Source organism: Pseudomonas sp. Pseusp3 (assembly GCF_047304225.1).
Lineage (GTDB): Bacteria > Pseudomonadota > Gammaproteobacteria > Pseudomonadales > Pseudomonadaceae > Aquipseudomonas > Aquipseudomonas fluorescens_CD.
The window spans coordinates 52,820-74,173 of record NZ_JBGLYV010000016.1; the positions used below are offsets into that span (position 1 = coordinate 52,820).

The 21,354-nt window shown below is 54.8% G+C and carries 22 protein-coding genes and 2 tRNA genes; 19 read left to right on the plus strand and 5 right to left on the minus strand.

From position 1 onward, the window contains the following. Positions 1–51: 51 nt before the first annotated feature. A tRNA-Phe gene (locus tag ACCD00_RS08025) sits at positions 52–127 on the plus strand. A 139-nt stretch (positions 128–266) separates the two neighbouring features. Here ACCD00_RS08025 and ACCD00_RS08030 read toward each other — a convergent pair. Then, positions 267–716 (minus strand): carboxypeptidase regulatory-like domain-containing protein, encoded by a 450-nt coding sequence (locus ACCD00_RS08030; RefSeq protein ID WP_413423425.1) that lies wholly within the window; start codon positions 714–716, stop codon positions 267–269. A 254-nt stretch (positions 717–970) separates the two neighbouring features. Here ACCD00_RS08030 and ACCD00_RS08035 point away from each other — a divergent pair, with 254 nt between their 5' ends. From ACCD00_RS08035 to vapC, 6 genes are all read left to right on the plus strand, one after another. Next, positions 971–2,029: a PDDEXK nuclease domain-containing protein gene (locus ACCD00_RS08035; RefSeq protein WP_413423427.1), complete on the plus strand. Its 1,059-nt coding sequence runs from the start codon at positions 971–973 to the stop codon at positions 2,027–2,029. A 68-nt stretch (positions 2,030–2,097) separates the two neighbouring features. Further along, positions 2,098–3,060: an alpha/beta fold hydrolase gene (locus ACCD00_RS08040; protein WP_413423429.1), complete on the plus strand. Its 963-nt coding sequence runs from the start codon at positions 2,098–2,100 to the stop codon at positions 3,058–3,060. Positions 3,061–3,098: 38 nt separating this feature from the next. After that, on the plus strand, positions 3,099–3,515 hold the full coding sequence (locus ACCD00_RS08045) for a hypothetical protein (protein ID WP_368556556.1): 417 nt from the start codon (positions 3,099–3,101) through the stop codon (positions 3,513–3,515). Positions 3,516–3,521: 6 nt separating this feature from the next. Further along, complete coding sequence (locus ACCD00_RS08050) at positions 3,522–3,971, plus strand: hypothetical protein (protein ID WP_413423431.1); 450 nt, start codon at positions 3,522–3,524, stop codon at positions 3,969–3,971. A 163-nt stretch (positions 3,972–4,134) separates the two neighbouring features. After that, positions 4,135–4,365, plus strand: coding sequence for a type II toxin-antitoxin system VapB family antitoxin (vapB, locus tag ACCD00_RS08055; protein ID WP_413423433.1), 231 nt, complete (start codon positions 4,135–4,137; stop codon positions 4,363–4,365). Next, a complete protein-coding gene (vapC, locus tag ACCD00_RS08060; protein ID WP_413423435.1) occupies positions 4,365–4,772 on the plus strand; it encodes a type II toxin-antitoxin system tRNA(fMet)-specific endonuclease VapC in 408 nt (135 codons plus the stop codon). The genes vapB and vapC overlap by 1 nt, the downstream gene beginning before the upstream one ends. A gap of 70 nt (positions 4,773–4,842) precedes the next feature. Here the strand turns inward: vapC and gabP are convergent, their stop codons facing one another. Both gabP and ACCD00_RS08070 read right to left on the minus strand, forming a co-directional pair. Beyond that, positions 4,843–6,234: a GABA permease gene (gene gabP, locus ACCD00_RS08065; protein WP_413423437.1), complete on the minus strand. Its 1,392-nt coding sequence runs from the start codon at positions 6,232–6,234 to the stop codon at positions 4,843–4,845. A gap of 157 nt (positions 6,235–6,391) precedes the next feature. Further along, positions 6,392–6,682, minus strand: a complete 291-nt coding sequence (locus ACCD00_RS08070; RefSeq protein ID WP_413423439.1) for a hypothetical protein — start codon at positions 6,680–6,682, stop codon at positions 6,392–6,394. Between the two features lie 115 nt (positions 6,683–6,797). Here ACCD00_RS08070 and ACCD00_RS08075 point away from each other — a divergent pair, with 115 nt between their 5' ends. From ACCD00_RS08075 to ACCD00_RS08115, 9 genes are all read left to right on the plus strand, one after another. Then, complete coding sequence (locus ACCD00_RS08075) at positions 6,798–7,571, plus strand: ABC transporter ATP-binding protein (RefSeq protein WP_007972784.1); 774 nt, start codon at positions 6,798–6,800, stop codon at positions 7,569–7,571. 13 nt (positions 7,572–7,584) lie between these two features. Next, on the plus strand, positions 7,585–8,331 hold the full coding sequence (locus tag ACCD00_RS08080) for an ABC transporter substrate-binding protein (RefSeq protein WP_111286715.1): 747 nt from the start codon (positions 7,585–7,587) through the stop codon (positions 8,329–8,331). Positions 8,332–8,409: 78 nt separating this feature from the next. Next, positions 8,410–9,105, plus strand: coding sequence for an ABC transporter permease (locus tag ACCD00_RS08085; RefSeq protein WP_085717865.1), 696 nt, complete (start codon positions 8,410–8,412; stop codon positions 9,103–9,105). After that, on the plus strand, positions 9,102–9,791 hold the full coding sequence (locus tag ACCD00_RS08090; RefSeq protein ID WP_413423442.1) for an ABC transporter permease: 690 nt from the start codon (positions 9,102–9,104) through the stop codon (positions 9,789–9,791). Before ACCD00_RS08085 ends, ACCD00_RS08090 begins: the two co-directional genes overlap by 4 nt. After that, on the plus strand, positions 9,772–11,001 hold the full coding sequence (locus ACCD00_RS08095) for a methyltransferase (RefSeq protein WP_413423444.1): 1,230 nt from the start codon (positions 9,772–9,774) through the stop codon (positions 10,999–11,001). The genes ACCD00_RS08090 and ACCD00_RS08095 overlap by 20 nt, the downstream gene beginning before the upstream one ends. Positions 11,002–11,344: 343 nt before the next feature. Then, positions 11,345–12,169 carry an FkbM family methyltransferase gene (locus tag ACCD00_RS08100; protein WP_413423446.1) on the plus strand — a complete coding sequence of 275 codons (825 nt, stop codon included), beginning with the start codon at positions 11,345–11,347 and terminating at the stop codon, positions 12,167–12,169. A 78-nt stretch (positions 12,170–12,247) separates the two neighbouring features. Beyond that, positions 12,248–12,323: transfer RNA gene (locus tag ACCD00_RS08105), tRNA-Thr, on the plus strand. Between the two features lie 172 nt (positions 12,324–12,495). After that, a complete protein-coding gene (locus ACCD00_RS08110; RefSeq protein WP_413423448.1) occupies positions 12,496–13,818 on the plus strand; it encodes a tyrosine-type recombinase/integrase in 1,323 nt (440 codons plus the stop codon). A gap of 537 nt (positions 13,819–14,355) precedes the next feature. Beyond that, the gene (locus ACCD00_RS08115; protein WP_413423450.1) at positions 14,356–14,640 is read left to right on the plus strand and encodes a hypothetical protein; all 285 of its coding nucleotides are present in this window, start codon (positions 14,356–14,358) and stop codon (positions 14,638–14,640) included. 54 nt (positions 14,641–14,694) lie between these two features. On the opposite strand, the gene ACCD00_RS08120 is transcribed toward ACCD00_RS08115, so the two are convergent. Continuing rightward, positions 14,695–15,243, minus strand: coding sequence for a hypothetical protein (locus ACCD00_RS08120; protein WP_413423452.1), 549 nt, complete (start codon positions 15,241–15,243; stop codon positions 14,695–14,697). 1,013 nt (positions 15,244–16,256) lie between these two features. Between ACCD00_RS08120 and ACCD00_RS08125 the strand changes: the two genes are divergently transcribed. From ACCD00_RS08125 to ACCD00_RS08135, 3 genes are all read left to right on the plus strand, one after another. Then, positions 16,257–17,243 (plus strand): integrase domain-containing protein, encoded by a 987-nt coding sequence (locus ACCD00_RS08125; protein WP_413423454.1) that lies wholly within the window; start codon positions 16,257–16,259, stop codon positions 17,241–17,243. Beyond that, a complete protein-coding gene (locus ACCD00_RS08130; RefSeq protein ID WP_150604047.1) occupies positions 17,234–17,536 on the plus strand; it encodes a hypothetical protein in 303 nt (100 codons plus the stop codon). Before ACCD00_RS08125 ends, ACCD00_RS08130 begins: the two co-directional genes overlap by 10 nt. 656 nt (positions 17,537–18,192) lie before the next feature. After that, entirely contained in the window at positions 18,193–19,320 is a 1,128-nt protein-coding gene (locus ACCD00_RS08135) for a protein kinase domain-containing protein (RefSeq protein WP_413423456.1), read from the plus strand. A gap of 298 nt (positions 19,321–19,618) precedes the next feature. Here the strand turns inward: ACCD00_RS08135 and ACCD00_RS08140 are convergent, their stop codons facing one another. Continuing rightward, positions 19,619–20,947, minus strand: coding sequence for a protein kinase domain-containing protein (locus ACCD00_RS08140; protein WP_286819319.1), 1,329 nt, complete (start codon positions 20,945–20,947; stop codon positions 19,619–19,621). Between the last annotated feature and the right edge of the window lie 407 nt (positions 20,948–21,354).

Consider the following 21,354-nt stretch of genomic DNA (forward strand, 5'->3'; position numbering starts at 1 on the left):
TTGAAAACTTGCTTGACGACCCCCTGAAAAACCCGTTTAATGCGCCCCGTTGCCCAGATAGCTCAGTCGGTAGAGCAGGGGATTGAAAATCCCCGTGTCGGCGGTTCGATTCCGTCTCTGGGCACCAAATACCGAAAACCCTGAATCGCAAGATTCAGGGTTTTTTTATGCCTGCGGGAAAGTGCAGGCCCCCAAACGCCCCTCCCCAGGAACCCTGAACTGCAAGATTCAGGGCTCACTTGCGCCCCATGGTTCAGAGCCTCTCGTCAACTCGCGTCCTTCCAGTGGAAAACCAGGCTACGGGCTGCACCGCTGCCAACATTGGCAACGTCATGCCGCGTTTCGCCGTTGCGCGTCGCAATGACCGTGTATTTACCGGCAGGCAGTTTCACGTAAACCAGCGGACCGGCGTCATTGAGCGTCAGCACGGTTTGCCCCGGGGCTTTCTGAATAACGACGCTCACGTCGGGAATGTATTCATTTTGCGATCCGACCGAGAACGTCATGTGCAGGTTATAGCCGGTGGTCTGCTGAATGGCCCTGGACTCATCCTCGCCGATACCGCCGGACAGGTAGGCGATGCCGTTTTGCTCCTGGCGCTGCACCTGCACGCCAGCGCTGTCGATTGGAGCAAGGCTGGCGGCGGGCGACATCGATGGAAACATCAACACGCCGACGGCGGTGAGAGGTAACAGGAGTGAATGGAGGGGTTTCATGATGACGCCTCCCGGGTTCTGCAGAACCCAATGGTTACACCCTTTGGATTTCCGGGTGGAGGGAGGGGTTTTAGATTGATTTGGCCTGAGTACGAAACGTACTACACCATTTGTTCCTCAGCCCTCGCCCGGATTTAGACTCGTCCTGCCGAAGAGCCCGGTATTTCCTGCCTGTTTTTCAGTAACTCCCGGCATCTTCGAAAGGTACTCACTGGTCATGCTCTTTCGCTGCTCAATCTGCTGCGGAAGACCTCATGACGGCCCTCACACCCAACGACACTCACGACCCCTATCTCGCATCACTGCTTGGCAACCTTGGCAAATTGATCCATCAGGCACGTCAGAAAGCGCTTCGGGCGGTCGATACCGTTCAAGTGCAGACCTGTTGGCAGATCGGTCGGCACATCGTTGAGTTCGAACAGAACGGCGCGCGACGGGCGAGGTATGGCAAAGAGTTACTGTCGACCTTGGCAAAAGTGCTGGCTGAAGAATTCGGAAAAGGATTTGACGCCTCCAACCTTCGTTACATGCGTCTGTTCTATCAAGCCTTTCCAATTCGTGACGCACTGCGTCACGAATTGAGCTGGACCCACTACCGCCGCCTGCTTCGGGTCGACAACGACAGCGCTCGTCTCTGGTACATGAACGAATCAGCCACCCAAAACTGGTCAAGCCGCGCTCTGGAACGCCAGATCAACACACTGTATTACGAGCGCCTGCTGGCAAGCCGCGATCGCGGCAGCGTCAAGCAGGAGGCCGCTACCAACATTCAGAACATGAAAGCCAGCCCTCGGGAATTCATCCGTGATCCGGTGGTACTGGAATTTCTTGGTTTACCCAATGCCGGAAAGCTTCAGGAAAGCGAGATCGAACAAGCGTTGATCGAACAACTGCAAGGCTTCTTGCTGGAGCTGGGCAAGGGCTTCGCGTTCATTGCCCGCCAGCAACGCATCAGTACCGACAGCAAAGACTTCTACATCGATCTGGTGTTCTACAACTACCTGCTCAAGTGCTTCGTCATCTTCGATATCAAGCGCGGTGAACTGACCCATCAGGATGTGGGGCAGATGGACATGTACGTACGCATGTACGACGACCTGAAACGTGGCGTGGAAGACGGCCCCACTGTCGGCATCATTCTCTGTGCGCAAAAGGATGAATCCGTGGTGCGTTACTCGGTGCTTGAAGGAAACGAACAACTGTTCGCCAGCAAGTACAAGCTTGTCCTGCCAACTGAGGAGGAGCTCCGTAACGAGCTGGATCGGGAACGGGCGGCACTTGAAGAGCGGCTGCTCGATCAACCACTGCGTTGAGGCGAACGGATTGTTCATCAACGCCATGAAGACTATCGTTGGCAGCTACCCGCAAAGGTCTGACGCCAATGAATTTGCAGGACACGCCTTCACTGGCCCCCACTCCCGTCGAGTTGCCGCGGCCGACATCCACGCCCGGCGAACCGTTCAAGGAAACCGCCCCGGACGGCTTCATCCTCGGCGGCTTCACCTGGCGGCACCCTTCTCAGGACGCCGCTCGCCCGGTCGTTATCATCAATGCCGCCACCTCGGTCCGTTGCCGCCATTACTCGCGCTTTGCCGACTACCTGTTCGCCCACGGCTTCGATGTCATCACCTATGACTACCGCGGCATCGGCGAGTCGCGGCCAGGATCGCTCAAGGGGCTTCAAGCCTCGTGGTCCGATTGGGGCGCGCTGGATTTCGAGGCGATGCTCAGGCGCGCACAGCGCGAATTCCCCGGGCAGCCGATCAATGTGGTCGGCCACAGCTTTGGAGGCTGTGCAGCGGGCCTGGGAGCCTCCGGACAACTAATCCGGCGCCTGGTGACGGTCGGCGCACAATTCGCTTACTGGCGCGACTATGCGCCCGCTCATCGCTGGCGGATGTTCGGCAAGTGGCATGTGGTGATGCCGCTGGTGACGATGCTGTGCGGCTACTTCCCCGGCAAACGACTCGGCTGGCTGGAAGACACACCTGCCGGTGTAGTCCGCGACTGGAGCACGCCCACCGCTCGCTACGAGAAGCGCCCCAGCGGCCAGGGCATCCATGTCAGAAACTTCGCTGCCGTCACCGCAAAAGCCCTGGCCATAAGCATCAGCGACGATCCCTATGGCACGATCCCGGCGATCGAACGCCTGCTCGCCTACTTCACCGGCAGCACAAACACCCACCTGCGCATAGCCCCCGAAGACATCGGCGAAAAAGAAGTTGGGCATTTCGCCTTTTTTCGCAGCGCATACCAAGCCACACTATGGCCCATTGCATTGTCCTGGCTGCAAAACGGCGAGCTGGCCCCTGGCACACCCGGGCGAACGGTGCCACGCAGCTGAGCCAACCGCCCCTTTCACCGAATTACGGAACAACACCCATGGCCTCCGCCAACAAACAGCAGAAACGCGCCTCCCGCGCCAAGGCCAAGGCCAAACAGAACCGCACCCAGCGGGCTGCCGCGCCGGTCGAACTGGACCCGAACGATGATCGCATCGACTTCGAATCGGTGGACCTGACCGAACTGTTCAAGAAAATGATCGACGCCGAAAAGACCAGTCAGCAAGCCATGTGCACGGCCTTCCTCGAAGACCCATTGCTGGAACTGGTGTACGAGCAGGAAGGCGAAGAAGGCGCGATGGACTTCATCCTTGCCGCGCTGATCGAGTATCGCCAATGGTCCACTGAAACCGACGAGGCTGGCGCCCTGGCGTGGATCGAATCACCGGCCTTCCAGGCTGACTACGTGGCGGCGTCCGACGCCATTGCCGCGCAAACCCAACAGAAACCGAACTGAGTTCCCATGGCCTCCCTGAACAAGCAACAGAAACGCGCCAAGCGCGCAAAAGCCAAAGCCAAGCAAATCCGCATGGTCGGCCGTAAATCCCTGGCACTGGACAACGACCTGGATCTCCCGGAGCCGATCCCGGAATACACCCTGGCGATGTTCAGCAAAATGCGTGACGCGGAAGCCATCAGCCGCAGCGAAATGCTCTCCGTGCTGTTGACGAATCTGGCCTTCATCATCATCGACCATCCAGAACTGCTTGACATGGAAAACGCCGACGACGAAGGCATGGCCGCCACCCACCTGGCCGCCGACATGCTGATCGACTACCGCATGTGGGCCGACGGCATGGACCGCGACGCCGCCCAGGCATGGCTGACCGACCCGCAGTTCATTGCCGACTTCGGCGACGCACTGGACGTCTACCGCCAGACGCTGGATACGCCGGAAGAAAAAGCCGAGTAAAGGTTACGCCTCAAACAAAAACGGCCGCTTGTCATCACTGACAGCGGCCGTTTTATTTATTACGTGTAGGAGGACGCACATCCGCTGAAATGTATATCCCATTGACATATCCCACCTGGAATCTATCCTTTCTCAGTACTCATAATGATCCAGGAGGCTAAATATGGAGCAGACCACCCTTTTCATGAGCAACAGGAGTCAGGCTGTTCGCCTTCCAAAGGCCGTTGCGATGCCTGGCGACGTCAAGCGGGTGGATGTTATCGCCATTGGCAGGGCGCGCATCATCACGCCCGCTGGAGAAAGCTGGGACAGTTGGTTCGATGGAGAGAGCGTCACTTCAGACTTCATGAATGATCGCGAACAACCCGCCGATCAGGAACGTGAAGCGCTCTGATGATTAAATTCATGCTCGACACCAACATCTGCATTTTCACCATCAAGAACAAACCACCCGTCGTACGCGAGGCCTTCAATCGCCATCACGATCAATTGTGCATCAGTGCTGTCACGTTGATGGAGCTGATCTACGGAGCTGAAAAATCCGCAGCTCCCGAGAAAAACCTGGCGATCATTGAGGGATTTGCAGCCCGTCTTGAAGTCTTGCCTTTCGATAATGATGCTGCCGCGCACACCGGGATGATTCGGTCGGAGTTGGCGAAGGCAGGAACACCTATAGGGCCGTATGACCAAATGATTGCCGGGCACGCGCGTTCCCGCGGCTTCATTGTGGTGACGAACAACGTCAGGGAGTTTGATCGGATCCCGGGATTGCGCGTTGAAGACTGGGTTAATCCCGAGTAAGTCTGCCCCAGAAACCAAAACGGCCGCTTGTCATCACTGACAGCGGCCGTTTTGCGTTACGCGGTATGAATCAGTTCAACACCACCGCGCCACTTTTTTCCAGCTTGCGACGGCGAGCCACGATCAAGCCAGCTGCCACCACCAACACGCTGAGCAAACCGGTCGCGAGGATTTCCACACGATGGGCTTCCTGGAACAGCATGATGGTCAGGGCACCAACGATGAATGCGATCACCGCGTAGGTCAGGCCCGGGAACAGCCACATGCTGAAGACGATTTTCTCACCACGAGCCATACGCTGTTTGCGCATGCGCAGTTGCGAAATCGCGATCACCAGGTACACCAGCAGCGCGATGGCGCCGGAGCTGGCCAGCAGGAACTCGAACACCGCCGCCGGGGCCACGTAGTTGGCGAAGGTCGCCAGGAACGCTGCGCCAGTGGACAACATCACCGCCCAGTATGGCGTGCCGCTTTTGTTGGTGCGGGTGGACATGGCCGGCGCATCGCCGCGCTTGCCCAGGGAGAACAGCATCCGCGACGAGGTGTAGAGCGCCGAGTTCAGGCAGCTGGTCACAGCGACCAGTACCACGATGTCGACGATCATCTTGGCGTTAGGGATGCCCATGCGTTCAAGCACAGTCTGGTAGGAACCCAGGCTTGCCAGTACCGGGTCGTTCCAAGGCACCAGGGCTACGACGATGAAGATCGATACGAGGTAGAACAGGCCGATCCGCCAGATCACCGAGTTGGTGGCCTTGGAGATTTGCTTGCCAGGGTTCTTCGATTCCGCGGCCGCGATGGTCACGATTTCGGTGCCCATGAAGGAGAACATGGTGGTCAGGATGGCACCCAACACCGCGCCCATACCGTTTGGCAGGAAGCCCTGGGTGTCGAACAGGTGGGAAACGCCGCTGACCTGGCTACCCGGCAGGAAGCCGAAGATCGCCATGAGGCCCACAACAATGAAACCGATGATCGCCAACACTTTGATCAGGGCAAACCAGAACTCGAATTCACCGTAGTTCTTCACGCTGAACAGGTTGGTCACGGTCAACAGCATGGTGATGACCAGGGCGAAGGCCCAGATGTCCACACCAGGGAACCAGGCGTGCAGGATGGTCGCGGCGGCGTTGGCTTCCAACGGGATCACCAGGACCCAGAACCACCAGTAGAGCCAGCCGATGGTGAAACCGGCCCAGTGACCGATCGCGCGATCGGCATAAGTCGAGAACGAGCCGGTGTCCGGCGATGCAATCGCCATTTCACCGAGCATGCGCATCACCAACACCACCAGCATGCCGGCGGCAGCGTAGGCCAACAGCACGGCCGGGCCTGCGGCCGCGATGGCGTGACCCGAGCCGACGAACAGGCCGGCACCGATAACCCCGGCAATCGACAGCATGGTCACATGACGCGGTTTGAGCCCCTGTTCGAGGCCGTTAGAGCTTTGGGTACTGCTCATTGAAACTACCTTTGTAAGGAAAAGCGAATGCGTGCATCCCGTTTGGATGTCCTTCTTGTAAAAAGAAACCAACGGGGTGTTCCGGAATCTGCACGCAATAATTGCGCCAAAATGTTTCAAAAGCGTCTACCCCGGCGATTTCGACTCGACCGGACAGTCATCGCAAGCCCTTGAAATCAATGGCACTTTGCCAGAACGTTACCCTGCGACCCACTTTTTGAACGAAATTGCGCACCGGAAACACATCTAAAAACGACACGACGCACGATAAAAGTGCGGATCTGCCACGTTCGGCCGGATAGCGCTTCCAACCCCCCGCCAAAGCTGGCAACATCGCGCCCTTTTTTGCGACAGCCACCGCGCTTTTTATCGACAGGCAAGGTTCAAACGGCTGTTCGGTTGTTGATGGGGCGACAGTCTGCTGCGCCGATGCGACAACCTGCCACACGCCAGCCGTTTACCGTCCGTAGCGCTGTTGGCTGCCATTGAAACGCTATGCTAGGTTGGCCGCCTCGCCAGTAAGGCCGCCAACAGCAGGAGCGCAACATATATGAGGAACGCACATGGCTGAGGCCACGCCCGCGCTTGAAATCCGCAACTTGCACAAACGCTACGGTTCGCTGGAGGTGCTCAAGGGCATCTCGCTGACCGCCCGCGACGGCGACGTGATCTCGATCCTGGGTTCTTCCGGCTCCGGCAAGTCCACGTTCCTGCGTTGCATCAACCTGCTGGAAAACCCGCACCAGGGCCAGATCCTGGTCGCCGGCGAAGAACTCAAGCTCAAGGCCGCGAAGAACGGTGAACTGGTGGCCGCCGACGGCAAGCAGATCAATCGCCTGCGCAGCGAAATCGGTTTTGTGTTTCAAAACTTTAACCTGTGGCCGCACATGAGCGTGCTCGACAACATCATCGAAGCCCCGCGCCGCGTGCTCGGCCAGAGCAAGGCCGAAGCCATTGAGGTTGCCGAAGCCCTGCTGGCCAAGGTCGGCATCGCCGACAAGCGCCATGCCTACCCCGCGCAACTGTCCGGTGGCCAGCAACAACGGGCGGCGATTGCCCGCACCCTGGCCATGCAGCCCAAAGTCATCCTGTTCGATGAGCCGACCTCCGCGCTTGACCCGGAAATGGTCCAGGAAGTACTTAATGTCATCCGCGCACTGGCCGAAGAAGGCCGCACCATGCTGCTGGTGACCCACGAGATGGGCTTCGCCCGCCAGGTCTCCAGCGAAGTGGTGTTCCTCCACCAGGGCCTGGTAGAAGAGCAAGGATCGCCACAGCAGGTGTTTGAAAACCCGCTTTCGGCACGCTGCAAACAATTCATGTCCAGCAACCGCTAACGGAGCTACCCACATGCAGATGTACAAAAAGGTCTTCCTGGCTGCCGCCGTCACCCTGGCGTTCAGCGCCGGTGCCATGGCCGAAACCCTGAAGATGGGCATCGAAGCGGCTTACCCGCCGTTCAACAATAAAGATGCCAGTGGCAATGTCGTCGGCTTCGACAAAGAGATCGGCGACGCCCTGTGCGCCAAGATGAAAGTCGAGTGCACCGTGGTCACCTCCGACTGGGACGGCATCATCCCGGCCCTGAACGCCAAGAAGTTCGACTTCCTGATCTCCTCGATGTCGATCACCGACGAGCGCAAGCAAGCGGTGGACTTCACCGACCCGTACTACTCCAACAAGCTGCAGTTCATCGCCAAGAAAGACGTCGACTTCAAGACCGACAAGGATGCGCTCAAGGGCAAAGTGATCGGCGCCCAGCGCGCGACCCTGGCCGGCACCTGGCTCGAAGACAACATGCCGGGCGTTGAAACCAAACTCTATGACACCCAGGAAAACGCTTACCTCGACCTGACTTCGGGTCGTCTGGACGGCATCCTGGCTGACAAGTACGTCAACTACGAGTGGCTGAAAAGCGACGCTGGCCGTGGCTACGAGTTCAAGGGCGATCCGGTGGAAGAAAGCGACAAGATCGGTATTGCCGTGCGCAAGAAGGACCCGATCCGCGAGAAGCTGAACGCCGCGCTGAAAGAAATCGTCGCTGATGGCACCTACAAGAAAATCAACGACAAGTACTTCCCGTTCAGCATCTATTGATTCTGACCTGCCGGACCGACGCCGCCTTGTGACGGCGCCGGTCCCCGGCCTTGCCTGCCGCGATTTGAAAAGAAATCCATGATTATCGACCTCTACGGATTCGGCCCGGCGCTCGCCGCTGGCGCGCTGATGACTGTGAAACTGGCGCTCTCGGCCCTATGCCTGGGGCTGGTGCTCGGTCTGCTCGGCGCCTTGGCCAAGACTTCCCCGTACAAGCCGCTGCAATGGCTTGGCGGCACCTATTCGACCCTGGTTCGCGGCATCCCGGAATTGCTCTGGGTGCTGTTGATCTACTTCGGCACGGTCAACCTGATGCGTGCCCTGGGCGAGTTCTTCGGCAACCCCGACCTTGAACTCAATGCCTTTGCCGCCGGCGTGATTGCACTGGGCCTGTGCTTTGGCGCCTACGCCACGGAAGTGTTTCGTGGCGCGATCCTCGCCATTCCCAAGGGTCACCGTGAAGCAGGCGTGGCGTTGGGCCTGTCGAAATTGCGCATCTTCACCCGGCTGATCATGCCGCAGATGTGGCGCATCGCCCTGCCCGGCCTGGGCAACCTGTTCATGATCCTGATGAAAGACACGGCGCTGGTGTCGGTGATCGGCCTGGAAGAAATCATGCGTCACGCGCAAATCGGCGTGACCGTCTCCAAACAACCGTTCACCTTCTATATGGTGGCCGCGTTCATGTACCTGGGCCTGACGATTCTGGCCATGACCGGTATGCACTTCATGGAAAAACGCGCCGCTCGCGGCTTCGCGAGGAGCGCCCAATGAACTGGGAAGTCATCATCAAGTGGCTGCCGAAGCTGGCCCAGGGCGCAACGCTGACCCTGGAACTGGTGGCCATCGCCGTGATTGCCGGATTGCTGCTGGCCATTCCGCTGGGCATTGCCCGTTCGTCGCGGCTGTGGTGGGTGCGGGCATTTCCCTACGGCTACATCTTCTTTTTCCGCGGCACGCCGCTGCTGGTTCAACTGTTCCTGGTCTACTACGGCCTGGCGCAGTTCGACGTGATCCGTAACAGCTCGATGTGGCCGTACCTGCGCGATCCGTTCTGGTGCGCCACGGCGACCATGACCCTGCACACCGCCGCCTACATTGCGGAAATCCTGCGCGGCGCCATTCAGGCGATTCCACCGGGCGAGATCGAAGCGGCACGGGCGCTGGGCATGTCCAAACCCAAAGCGCTGTTCTACATCATGCTGCCGCGCGCCGCGCGCATCGGCCTGCCGGCCTACAGCAACGAAGTGATCCTGATGCTCAAGGCCAGTGCCCTGGCCAGCACCGTGACCTTGCTGGAACTGACCGGCATGGCCCGCACCATCATTGCCCGGACCTACCTGCCGGTGGAGATCTTCTTCGCCGCGGGCATGTTTTACCTGCTGATGGCCTATGTGCTGGTACGTGGCTTCAAGTTGCTGGAGCGCTGGTTGCGCGTCGATGCCTGCCAAGGGCGTTGATAGCTGCGTGTTGACGGGCGAGGCGCTACTCGCCCGCTTCACTGCGCTGGATGCTTTTCTCACAGAGCATCAGGCGTTGTGGAAACCTCGCCCGTTCACTTATCTACAACTACCTTGGGAAGCGTCCTACCCGGAGCTGGCCGCATGGCTACGCGGGCGAACGCTGGACGACGCCGAAAACGCTCACAACCAGCCGGCTCTACTGCACGCCCCCGAACCCTTTGCATCGCTGGCAACGACGTCCGTTGCTTTGAGTGCCGTGGATGAATTGCCTGCACGCACGCTCGAAGCGGCAGGCCATCGATTGAACGTCGATGTGCCAGGGCGCAAATGGCAACAGATCGAAGCATTCGCCAGCCGGTTGCAGTTTTCCGAGGCACCGCAGCATTGGCTGGACTGGTGCTCGGGCAAGGGACACCTGGGGCGCCGCCTGCTACAACCGGGGCAGCAACTGACATGTCTGGAATACGACCCGGCCCTGGTAACCAGCGGCCAGGCACTCAGCCAGCGCCATCATCTGCACGCGCTACATATTGAACAGGATGTGCTCGCGGCAAATGCAGCCTCTTTACTGAGTGCGTATCACACGCCCGTCGCGCTTCACGCCTGCGGTGATTTGCATGTGCGGCTGATTCAACTCGCCAGCGCGAAAGGCTGCAAACAACTCGCCATAGCCCCGTGCTGCTACAACCGGATCAGTCTTGCCGAATACTCGCCGATTTCCTCGGCCGCCCAAGGCTCCGACTTACAGCTTTCCCTCGACGACCTCGCGTTGCCCATGAGCGAAACCGTTACCGCCGGTGCCCGCGTGCGACGTCAACGCGACACCTCCATGGCCCGGCGCCTGGGCTTCGACTTGCTGCAACGGCAACTGCGCGGCATTGACGAGTATTTGCCAACCCCTTCCCTGCCCAGTGCCTGGCTGGATACACCCTTCGCCGATTACTGCCATCATCTGGCCGCACTCAAAGAGTTATCCACAATCGGTTCGCAAGATTGGCCAGCCGTCGAAGCTGCCGGTTGGCAGCGACTGGCTGAGGTGCGCAACCTTGAGCTATTACGCGGACTTTTCCGACGTCCGCTGGAGCTTTGGCTGGTCCTTGACCGGGCACTTTTCCTCGCCGAACAGGGCTACAGCGTCCGCGTCGGCACCTTCTGCAAAACCCCGCTCACGCCGCGCAATTTTCTGCTCCTGGCCGAACGCGCTTAAACACGCCCAGCCTGTGGATAACTCTGTTGATGGAATTATCGTGGATCCAAGATTCATGCCAGTTTCAGGGCAAAAACAATACTGTTCATTTTTTGTACACACGGATAAAAAATCGAAAAAACAGGCATTTGCGGACAAATGAGAACAACTCCACAAATTCGGCCTAAACCCAGTGCACTTCCAATGGCATTGTGCATAAGCATTTAATGAAAACGACATAAACGCCTAATCCCGGACCTCGGACAGGGGGATTTGCACCCTCTCATGACTCTTGTTATACACACACGCAAGGGCGCCAGCAGCGCGGCCACGAACAAGAACATTCTTCCGACAGGATGCGCCAGTGACGTTCATTTCCTACGCACAGAACTTCGAAGACATACGCCTGTGGCGCGCCCTCAAAACCGTCGAGAACGGCTTCTACATCGACGTCGGGGCAAACGACCCCACCCATGACTCGGTCACCAAGGCGTTCTATGACCATGGCTGGACCGGCATCAACGTCGAACCGATGCCCAACTACTACCAAGCCCTGTGCCAGCAACGCCCCAAAGACACCAACCTGCAATGTGTGGCCGGCGAAAGCGCCGACAGCCTGACCTTCTACGGCATCGCCGGCACCGGCCTCTCGACCGCCGACCCGGCCATGGCGCAAATGCACAAAGACGCCGGCATGGACGTGCGCAGCCAGACCGTCCAATCCCGCACCCTGACCTCCATCTGCGAAGAACACGCCCGGGGCCGTGACATTCACTTCCTGAAGATCGACGTCGAAGGCCACGAAGAGACCGTCCTGCGCGGCATGGACTTCACCCGGTGGCGGCCATGGGTGATCCTCATCGAGACCCCATGGGAGCGCGACCAGACCTGGGAAACCCTCGTCACCGGCGCCGGCTACCAGTCCATCCTGTTCGACGGCATCAACACCTACTACCTCGCCGAAGAACACCTGAACCTCAAACCCGCCTTCGACATCCCGCCATGCAACCTGGACGAGTTCCAGTTCTGCAAAGGCCACAACTTCAGCCACCCCGTCGGCGACGCCGAACAGCAACTCGCCGCCGCCCTGCAACGCGCCGAACAGGCCGAAGCACAGCTGCGCGCAATGCAAAACAGTCGAGCCTGGAAAGCCATTCAGAAACTCAAGAAAACCCTGCTGCGCGCCTGACCTGAAGCCCGCGCAAAAATAGTCAAAATTCAGGGGTTTACAGAAGCCAACCAATCGCTATAATCGTCGCCCTGACACGCCGGTATAGCTCAGATGGTAGAGCAACTGACTTGTAATCAGTAGGTCCCGGGTTCGATTCCTGGTGCCGGCACCATACAAGGTTCCAGAGAAGGCTTTCAAAATCTCTGGAACCCCCGAAAAACCCGCCTTCTGGCGGGTTTTTTCGTTTTGGGGTTCCATCGGTTTCCGTCAGAAACTGGTGGATTCCAACCGTTTTAAGGGTAGAGTTTGGGATACAGGTCACTTCGATAAAAGGGAGTACCCTTATGTCGCGCACCACAGCTCCGCTCTCCGACGCAGCTTGCCGCTTGGCAAAACCTACAGACCGCGCCTACAAGCTTTTCGACGGCGATGGCCTCTATCTCCTAGTCCAACCCAATGGCCGCAAAGGCTGGCGGCTCCGTTACGTCAAACCTGACGGACGGGAAGGACTGACCTCGTTCGGTAACTACCCCGTCATTGGCCTCGCCGATGCGCGCCGCAAGCGCTTGGAAGTCAAGCGAATGCTGGCAGATGGCGTTGATCCTATAGAGACCAAGCACCAAGCTAAGGCGGAAGCCGTAATCAAAGGCAGAACCTTTGAAAGCGTTGCGCTCGACTGGCATACGGAAATGTCGGCCAAGTGGGCACCAGGCCATTCCAAGACAGTGATGAGCCGCCTCAAAACCCACGTATTCCCGCTGATCGGCGCACGCACCATTGTTGATCTCGACACCCATGACCTTATGCAGCCCTTGGAAGCGATCAAGAAGCGCGGAACGATAGACGTTGCTTTAAGGGTACAAAACTACCTGCAGAGCATCATGCGCGAGGCAAAGCGCCTCCGGCTTATCACCGTAAACCCTGCTTACGACCTCGAAGGCTTGATTAAGGCCCCGCGGGTGGTGCATCGCCCCGCTCTACCCTTATCGCGACTGCCGGAACTGCAGGAGCGGATCGACACCTATAAAGGCCGGGCACTTACCCGTCTGACGGTGATGCTGTCGCTGCATGTGTTTGTACGATCCAGCGAGCTGCGTTTCGCACGCTGGAGCGAGTTCGACCTCAAGCGCGGCACCTGGGAGATACCGGACACTCGACCCGCGCTGGAAGGAGTACCCTTTTCCACAAGGGGTACGAAGATGGCAGGGGATATCCATTTAGTACCCTTATCGCCGCAAGCAGTGGCGCTACTCGAAAAAATCCATGCACTCACAGGCAAATTCGCATTGGTCTTCGCAGGGGATGCCAAACCCTGGAAGCCCATGTCCGAAAATACGGTGAACAACGCGCTTCGGACGATGGGATACGACACCAAAACCGATATCTGCGGGCATGGATTTCGTTCGATGGCCTGTAGCGCGCTGATTGAATCAGGACTGTGGTCCGAAACTGCCATTGAAAGACAGATGAGCCACAAGGAACGCAACAACGTCCGCGCCGCTTACATCCACAAGGCAGAGTTCATCGAGGAGCGTAGGCTGATCATGAACTGGTGGAGCCGGTACCTGGAGGCCAACCGGCAGGAGCATGTCACTCCACACGAATTCGCGAACCAGATTGGTGTCAATGTCGCCCAACTAAAAGTAAAGCGTGATGTGAAAAAATGAGCGTTTGACCAGTGTCTCGTCAGTCGATTGAAAAATCCCCCACCGAACAATTACACCCTGCCCGGTTGGCACCACCGTGGGAATTACTACGTACTTACACTAAGTCCTAGCTGTACGACTACACCAGGCTTTGCTAATCTGTGTATAGCATCTGGGCTAAAGGGTAATTTAGCCAAAAAGTTTAATAGACTTTCACATCATAACGAACAGTTGCTTAATCCATGACAAGACCGATCAAAAAAAAGCAAAAGGGAACGCCTAGTACTTGGGCCGAAGTTACGTCACGTGTGATCGCTGCCTTGGGAGACGCACGCTGGGATTACCGGACTGCACAGGGAGTTTCAACTCAAACAGGTTTCCCGAAGGAGACAGTCATAAAGGTACTTAGCTCTGACAATCGAGTTAGAGAATCTCTGATTCCACGGTCACCAAAAGGCAAGCTCTACACCTTAAAATCCAGAAAAAGTACATTAGGCGATATTTGGTCAACATTTAGAGAGATGAGCAGGGAAAAATATTCTGACGTTAAGGAAGAAGATGAACGTTGAGTTTATAGGTTATGGAATAGCGGGAGGAATAATCCCTGAGTTTATTGCACTTTATAAGCTCAGACAAATCAAGAAATCACGCCGCCCCGAATGGATTACGTCAGTTTTTTACTGGATCTCAACCATTCTCATGATAGGTGCGGGCGGTGGAATCGTATGGTTTTATATGGAGGTAATCCAGGCTCAAATGAGCGCATTGGTTGCCATACATCTTGGAGCTACTGCCCCCGTGATTCTCCAAGCGGCTAGTCAAGGGAAGATCAAAGCAAACTAGGTTTTCGCTAGACTCACCACAAATCTATTAAAATCAATGACCTGCAATAGAATACTAAGGTTGTGGAAACGCTGTCTGCACGCGATGAAATTGAAGCCTCTCTTCTATCCAAGGAGAAAACCCCACATCGGTATCAAGCCCTACCATCTTTATGGTATTTATTAAATCTTCAACCGAGATAAAAAATAAGCGACTTCGATGCTCTCTATCCGAAGAGAAATATACACCTTGCAGACCGGACTGATATCCAACTGCCAGAGAAAAAATGTAACTATGTACTATTTGATGACATACAAAAACTAAATCCCGAGTGATCGCCTTTGGATGCTCCATATCAAAGTTTACTTGGAGTATCGGTCCGACAACTTCCCCACTTCCAATCAGCCCTCTCTCAAATTCGAGGAGTTTAAGTGAAGACGTCATTATTTTTGGCGACGACTTTTTCGACTCGAGCATTTTCCTTATCCAATAAAAAGCTGTCATTATGTTTCTTTCCGTCTGAAAGAACGTGATATCACTCCATCTTAGCTGGTAGGTTTTTTTCTCTAGGAACTTAGCAGCACCAGTTAACTCCGCCCTCCATTTTGCAGAATCCTTAATCATACAAACACCCTAAGTTTTTATGCGGGGAAAAATAGGCATACTACGATTTTATCTATGAATAAGTAAGCATACTGCTTTTCCCGCTTAGAGACTCACCTCTCTTACTAGGTCGACCCTGGATCTCGGCCGCTACAACCCTGCGGGTCCATCGTAGCAGGGCTGCAAAGCCGCCCTGCTACGATGGACCTCACTTAAAAAATCTAAAGCCAACGCAACTGTCTGTGGAAAACCACTGATTTCCACCGGTGGATAATTTCATCCACAGCCGCAGCCCCCCCGAAAATTAGAGCCTTGACCCGAATTATCCACAGGCGTAGAAAAGATCGGGCAAAGCGCTGTCGTTGACAGCAACCCCAGGTAGCCAGAACCTTTAAGGCTACGCCACACCGTGGTGGTTCTCCCAAAGTGCGATTAGCGTCCGGCGGCTCGCACGGTCACAGCGATGTGATGGATGCCTACTTTTACCAGTGTGCCCACTGCGGCAACTCATCCCCTTGCATAGCTGCCCTGCAGCAACCTATCCGCTTGGCCATTTCCTTGCGCCAACCTGCGCCCGTCTCTTTCTTCCGGAAAGAGACGGGCGCTCCTACCGCTGCTGCAGCCCAACTCGTACAAGGCTTTGCGGCATTTCCCCTCGTGACAATCGGCGTGACAAACACCGAAGTCACCAGCAACAGCGATGCAGATGATGGTGCCGCAGAACAGGGAATGGACTGCACCTGACTGACAGTCAGGTATGCCCCGGTCATCGCTTCACTGCCTTCACCCGACTCAGGATCTCGCGGCGCAGGTCTCGTCAGCCAGCGCAGCCTCCACCCGCCCACTTCATCTGAAGTGTTCAGGAGGCCAGGTCATGAGGTGCCCAAGCTCCCGGTCGTAAAGAGCCGCCAGTCCCGCGTCAGTGGACAACCCTCACAGGTCGCAGGGGCCTTGATCCCTGATAACACTCAACATTCGTGGCGGGATGACGTGGGGAAGGTTTTAAAAGTGTTGGCTTCGAGAGGAGTTCTATCATGGCACTGGTAGGTAAACGTGACGGGCGCAATTTTGGCTACGGCCGGCAATTGAGCTATGCCGGGCCGCAAGCGTTGCGCGATCTGTTTGGCGGCGGGCATTACGGGACGGTCAAAGCGCACAGTGATCGGTGGCAGGCGTTTGTGCGGTGGTGTCAATCGGATGAAGGACCTAGGTTTAACGACGCGAGGCAGATTGATCGGCAAACCTTACTGGACTATGCCGAATATCTGCGCCAGCAAGTTGAACAAGGTGAGCTGACCATCGCCACTGCGCAAAACCGGTTGTCCAGTGTGAACCGGACCATGGCTGCGCTCCGCGGTGATCAGTATGTGAAATTGCTAAGTCCGAGCAAGGCGCTGGGAATGCGGCGCACCAGTGTTCGTCGTTCGGTGCCGCAAGGCCAAGACCGCGAACACGTGAAACGGATCGTCGACGTGCTTTGCGAACACCAGCAGCCGCGCACCGCGGCCATCGTGCAGTTGGCGCGAGCCACCGGCATGCGTCTACGTGAGGCTATTTTATCCGACCTTCCGCGCCTTAAGCATGAAGCCGAACAATACGGCAAGATCAACATTCAGGACGGCACCAAAGGTGGCCGCTCGGGCGCCTCGGCCCCTCGTTGGATTACAGTAGATGATCATATTCGTGACGCGCTGAGGTTTGCCGATCAGGTCTCACCCGACGGCAGCCGCAGCCTACTTGCACCGAACGAACGCTACCTCGATTTCTTGCAGGGAATCGTCCGCCCCGCACGGGATATCATCCATAAGCACGACCTAAAAGGCTTCCACGAACTGCGGGCAGCCTATGCGTGCGAACGCTATGAGCAAATCACCCACCATCCCGCCCCAATCAACGGTGGTCATTGCTATCAACTCGACCGAACCCTAGATCAGGATGCCCGAATACAAATCAGCTATGAGTTGGGGCACAACCGTATCGTCGTGGTGGTCGCTTACATTGGTGGTCGAGCATCAGCATGACATTCGATATGGATCTGTTCCTGGCGGGCGTTCTGACCGGGTCGCATACCACACGCCAACGCCACATTCGTCAGGCGAAAACTATCCAAGCAGCAATCGCTGAACGCTGGCAACGCGACAATCCATGGACTTGGCAGAGAAAACACCTTGCGTGGTTTTTAAATCACCACCTAAACCAGCGCACTGACTCGACGCGCTATTACTATTTGCTGACCATGCAATTACTCACTCAGCGCCTAGGAAAATCCTGGAAGTTTACCGCCAAACGAAGGTCAGAAAACAACCATAACTGACATACGAATCCGGGGTAATTTTGATTCAAAAATCGACCTACTTACAGGGTAACAAGTGGCTGTCGTTGACATCACACTGCGCAAGCCAACTGAACAGCCTGCTTTCCCGAGATTGTTGAAGCATATCGCGACACAACGATTTTCTTTTAACCAAGCACTGACTCTAAGGAGAATCGGGGATATTGTGCTCGAGTGGTTGCCTGAAGCACGGGACTCGCCCGAGGCTTCTTAAATCAGGGGGACTGCCAAAAAGTTCGTGCAGCAGACCATTACCTCACCTAAAAAGTCCGATTTTATGTTTTCGACGTTCGAGACAACGGTGTATTGCTTCTTCTCTAGCCAAGCCCATACGTCCGCTTGAGATGTTGAGCTCAATTCAGTCTCGTGCTCTAGAAAATCCCTGACTAGTGGGCTATAAAATATTGTAGAGGGCTCAGAGGGCGTAATACGATAGGTTGGGCCGTAGGATCTGGCTTGAGAGAAATCTGTAGAGCAAATTATGGTTGTGCTTCTGGCTTTGATACCAAATCGCTTGAGAAACCATGCATCAGCGTGATCGTGGACTTGCAAGCTAGTTTCGCGAGGGATGCGAGGGGAATGGTGAAAAATATTAACTTGTTCGACCGAACTCAGTGGCTCAGCGAAGCCCCGATATAATGAAGGCATTCCGTTTCCTATTTGAGGCTTTCGTACGCATGCTAACCGGCACCAGTAATGCAGTCAAAGAAAAAAAATTCTTTGATATGACAGGCCTCTCCCTTCTAGAGGGAAGGTATAGACTTCACAAGGAAGTCTCAGGCGGAAAAAGCTCGACAGGGTTCTTTGGTGTAGATGAAGAAACAGGCAGAGATGTATTCGTTAAGTTTTGTATCTTTCCTCGCTCTGAGCTGGAACGAGCAAGATTTAGAAATGAGGCGAGTTTTCTGAAGGAGCGAGCTCTTTTCAACGGAATTATAAAAAAGACACCGGAATATTTGGCAGACGGTGAATTGTTTGATGGAAAAATCCTCTACTTGGTCACGGAAAGGATTCATGGAACACTTCTGTTAGACTGGCTTGGAGAAAAGTTTCGCAATGCGTCTCTGATAGATCGGCTCACGGTAGCGTACCGAGTATTTGGGGCCGCCGAACATTTTAGTATGTTCGTAACTCACCGAGATTTGCATCCAGGAAACATTATTCTTCTAAATGAAGATATCGATTTACACTCTAAGCGGCCAGATTATAAAACCATCATTCTGGACTGGGGTCAGTCATATAGCAGAATGCACTTCGAGTACAGCGAAAATGATAGTGACGACATGGTCACCATTCATAATGGCATCGGGCGAGAGATAACCAACTCGTTCTATAACCTACCTCCCGAGACCTTTATCGACTGGGAGGCTTCGGGATCTGAGTACAATAAGTATGATTCTTGGGCTATGGGGCTGCTATTGTATAAGTTGGTAACCGGGAAAGACCTGTTCTCTTTCAAAAATATTGGGGAATATGCTGCGGCGCAGAAACGGATTGAATGGGAGGTCAAGTTTGGCTTGTTTGATCTTTCTGCGTATGCGGCGAGCGCGGCGCCAATACTATCCGCGCTTATTGTGCGATTACTGCGGAAGGATCCTAAAGATCGGATGTTTATTCAGGAAGCAAGACATGCACTGTGGTTTATCTTGGTAGAGGACTTTATGCCGTCAGATTTTGGCATGATTCAGAGATTTCTTGACGCACCTAATTATTTTGATGAAGTTAAGTGGAAACACTTCGACTCTGAGCCCTTCGATTATTTCTGACAACCATTCGCGACCCTCCTCTGCTGGCCGATTTCGGCCGGTAGCGACAGGCAGAAATCGGCCAAGAGCAACGTGTCCGCCCCAAATAAGCGGCGAAAAGGGGATCTTCCGAAGGGCTCCTAGGCTTTCTGTTCGAACCCTTCATGTCCTCAATCACAACGGGCTGCCATCCCCCGCCCGTGACAGCGAGGCCTGGAATCAAGCGTATGACAGTGCCGAGTAGTTCAGTGGAGACCCCCAACCCACCTCGATTACGCAAAGCTGCAAACTCTCGTCACTTACTATCATCGCACGCATACTACAATGACTTCAGATATTTTTTAATGGCACTTGACTTACACTGTGACGGCTCAATCTCCTCAATAAAACTGTGATTATTCCTTTGCATTACATCCACAATATAAACAGCTAACTCTTCATCAGTGACAGACACTATCATTGACTCACAGGTGTTCATAGCTGCAAATCTGTTCATCTGATGGGCACTATCAATAGCCAGCTCAAGCGCTCTAGCTCTAGCTCGCGGGGAAACATCTTCCCCTTCAAATATTACCTTCATGTTTTTAGCAATCACTTCAGCAAAAGCCCAGCTGTACTGCGCATCGGCGACCATCAAAGAATAAATCTTTAAGAATGATGGTACGTAACTCACCAGTTTCGGAAGTACTAGCAAAGAAATAAAATCACGATCAATCTCTAGGCAAATTCGTATTTTATCATCATCGTCGAGCAACCCTAAACTATTGATAAATTCAATAACTTTGGCCGAACTGAATTTGTTCTCATTAGCCAGCCGGTCAGATATTGATGATATCAATTGATTGACCTGCCCCAGTCTCCCTCCACGTCCGATGATAACGTCGTAGGCCATCTGGAGCGCCTGTTTCATATCCGATAGATTTTGATATCGCCTCTTCTTATCAAGCTCGCACGCCCTTTCAATCACGTGAAATAACGCTGGATGTATTACCCCCTCCATCAGATAAGTAGGATTTTGCCTGGTAAGTAGAACATATAAGCTCTTGCCGAGCATAAATATGTCGCCGGTTTCATCTGCACCTTTAAATCCACCGTTCCCAAACTCGGGCGGCAGATATCCCTGAGTCCCCCAGAACATTGAGCTACTCGTAAACCTGGACGAGGACCCGGGCTCCATGCCAAGCCCGAAATCAGATACGACGATGCCCCTCTTACCTATTAAGAAATTCTGTGGCTTTATATCTCTGTGATATACGCCTTGGGAATGAAGCTCGGAAATGCAATCAATCATCTGATTGAATATAGATTCTTGCTTCTCAGGGCTACCCGAAATTTCATCGATAATTTTTGTTAAATCGCCATTATGGTAGTAGTCCATCACGAAGTATGGAGGTTCGTGGCGCACATTACTGTCTAGGACGCTAACAACCTTGGAGTTCCCCGCAAACCCTTCTAAAAGCCTAACCTCTCTTCGAAACCGTTTGATGTACTCATCGTCCTCTTCGCGACAATACTTCAAAACCAACCTACCGCTTTTCTCCTTTGTGGCATCCTCTACAAATAAGATCTGCCCCATCCCCCCACTATCACTGCAAATACCGGAAACTATATATCGATCGTCAATTAAATCGCCTGCACTATAGCTCATTACTCACTCCATACCATGTAAACGTTAGAGTACAACGGTACTGTAATCAACGTAGAAAATCACGATTAATCTGTGGCTAATCTCGTCGACATCATCCATGGACAGGTCCGAACTTTAAGGCGGGAGCCCATGCAGTATCAGAAAATATAAATCTTGGGAAGATTCTCATTCGCCATAGACGTGGGTAAGACGGCTAGCTATAGGTTCATCAATGTGTGCAGGTAAACATGTAATATAATTGGATCGCGGCTCTCGATATCTGATAGGTGCCAAGTCTAACGTTAGCAATTGGTTCGATACAGTCGATAGGGGGGAGCCCACTGTTGGCCGACTTCTGCCTATTATCCATGGGAAATAATTGGCAACGTTCAAGCTCTAGTGGTTTACCATGCCGCATGCTGCTCTGG

Coding starts and splice junctions, on each gene's coding strand:
- ACCD00_RS08135 (WP_413423456.1), top strand. CDS start 18,193: ATGAAGGCATTCCGTTTCCTATTTGAGGCTTTCGTACGCATGCTAACC.
- vapB (WP_413423433.1), top strand. CDS start 4,135: ATGGAGCAGACCACCCTTTTCATGAGCAACAGGAGTCAGGCTGTTCGC.
- ACCD00_RS08085 (WP_085717865.1), top strand. CDS start 8,410: ATGATTATCGACCTCTACGGATTCGGCCCGGCGCTCGCCGCTGGCGCG.
- ACCD00_RS08095 (WP_413423444.1), top strand. CDS start 9,772: ATGCCTGCCAAGGGCGTTGATAGCTGCGTGTTGACGGGCGAGGCGCTA.
- ACCD00_RS08140 (WP_286819319.1), bottom strand. CDS start 20,947: ATGAGCTATAGTGCAGGCGATTTAATTGACGATCGATATATAGTTTCC.
- ACCD00_RS08115 (WP_413423450.1), top strand. CDS start 14,356: ATGAACGTTGAGTTTATAGGTTATGGAATAGCGGGAGGAATAATCCCT.
- vapC (WP_413423435.1), top strand. CDS start 4,365: ATGATTAAATTCATGCTCGACACCAACATCTGCATTTTCACCATCAAG.
- ACCD00_RS08075 (WP_007972784.1), top strand. CDS start 6,798: ATGGCTGAGGCCACGCCCGCGCTTGAAATCCGCAACTTGCACAAACGC.
- gabP (WP_413423437.1), bottom strand. CDS start 6,234: ATGAGCAGTACCCAAAGCTCTAACGGCCTCGAACAGGGGCTCAAACCG.
- ACCD00_RS08080 (WP_111286715.1), top strand. CDS start 7,585: ATGCAGATGTACAAAAAGGTCTTCCTGGCTGCCGCCGTCACCCTGGCG.
- ACCD00_RS08110 (WP_413423448.1), top strand. CDS start 12,496: ATGTCGCGCACCACAGCTCCGCTCTCCGACGCAGCTTGCCGCTTGGCA.
- ACCD00_RS08040 (WP_413423429.1), top strand. CDS start 2,098: ATGAATTTGCAGGACACGCCTTCACTGGCCCCCACTCCCGTCGAGTTG.
- ACCD00_RS08035 (WP_413423427.1), top strand. CDS start 971: ATGACGGCCCTCACACCCAACGACACTCACGACCCCTATCTCGCATCA.
- ACCD00_RS08030 (WP_413423425.1), bottom strand. CDS start 716: ATGAAACCCCTCCATTCACTCCTGTTACCTCTCACCGCCGTCGGCGTG.
- ACCD00_RS08050 (WP_413423431.1), top strand. CDS start 3,522: ATGGCCTCCCTGAACAAGCAACAGAAACGCGCCAAGCGCGCAAAAGCC.
- ACCD00_RS08120 (WP_413423452.1), bottom strand. CDS start 15,243: ATGATTAAGGATTCTGCAAAATGGAGGGCGGAGTTAACTGGTGCTGCT.
- ACCD00_RS08045 (WP_368556556.1), top strand. CDS start 3,099: ATGGCCTCCGCCAACAAACAGCAGAAACGCGCCTCCCGCGCCAAGGCC.
- ACCD00_RS08090 (WP_413423442.1), top strand. CDS start 9,102: ATGAACTGGGAAGTCATCATCAAGTGGCTGCCGAAGCTGGCCCAGGGC.
- ACCD00_RS08125 (WP_413423454.1), top strand. CDS start 16,257: ATGGCACTGGTAGGTAAACGTGACGGGCGCAATTTTGGCTACGGCCGG.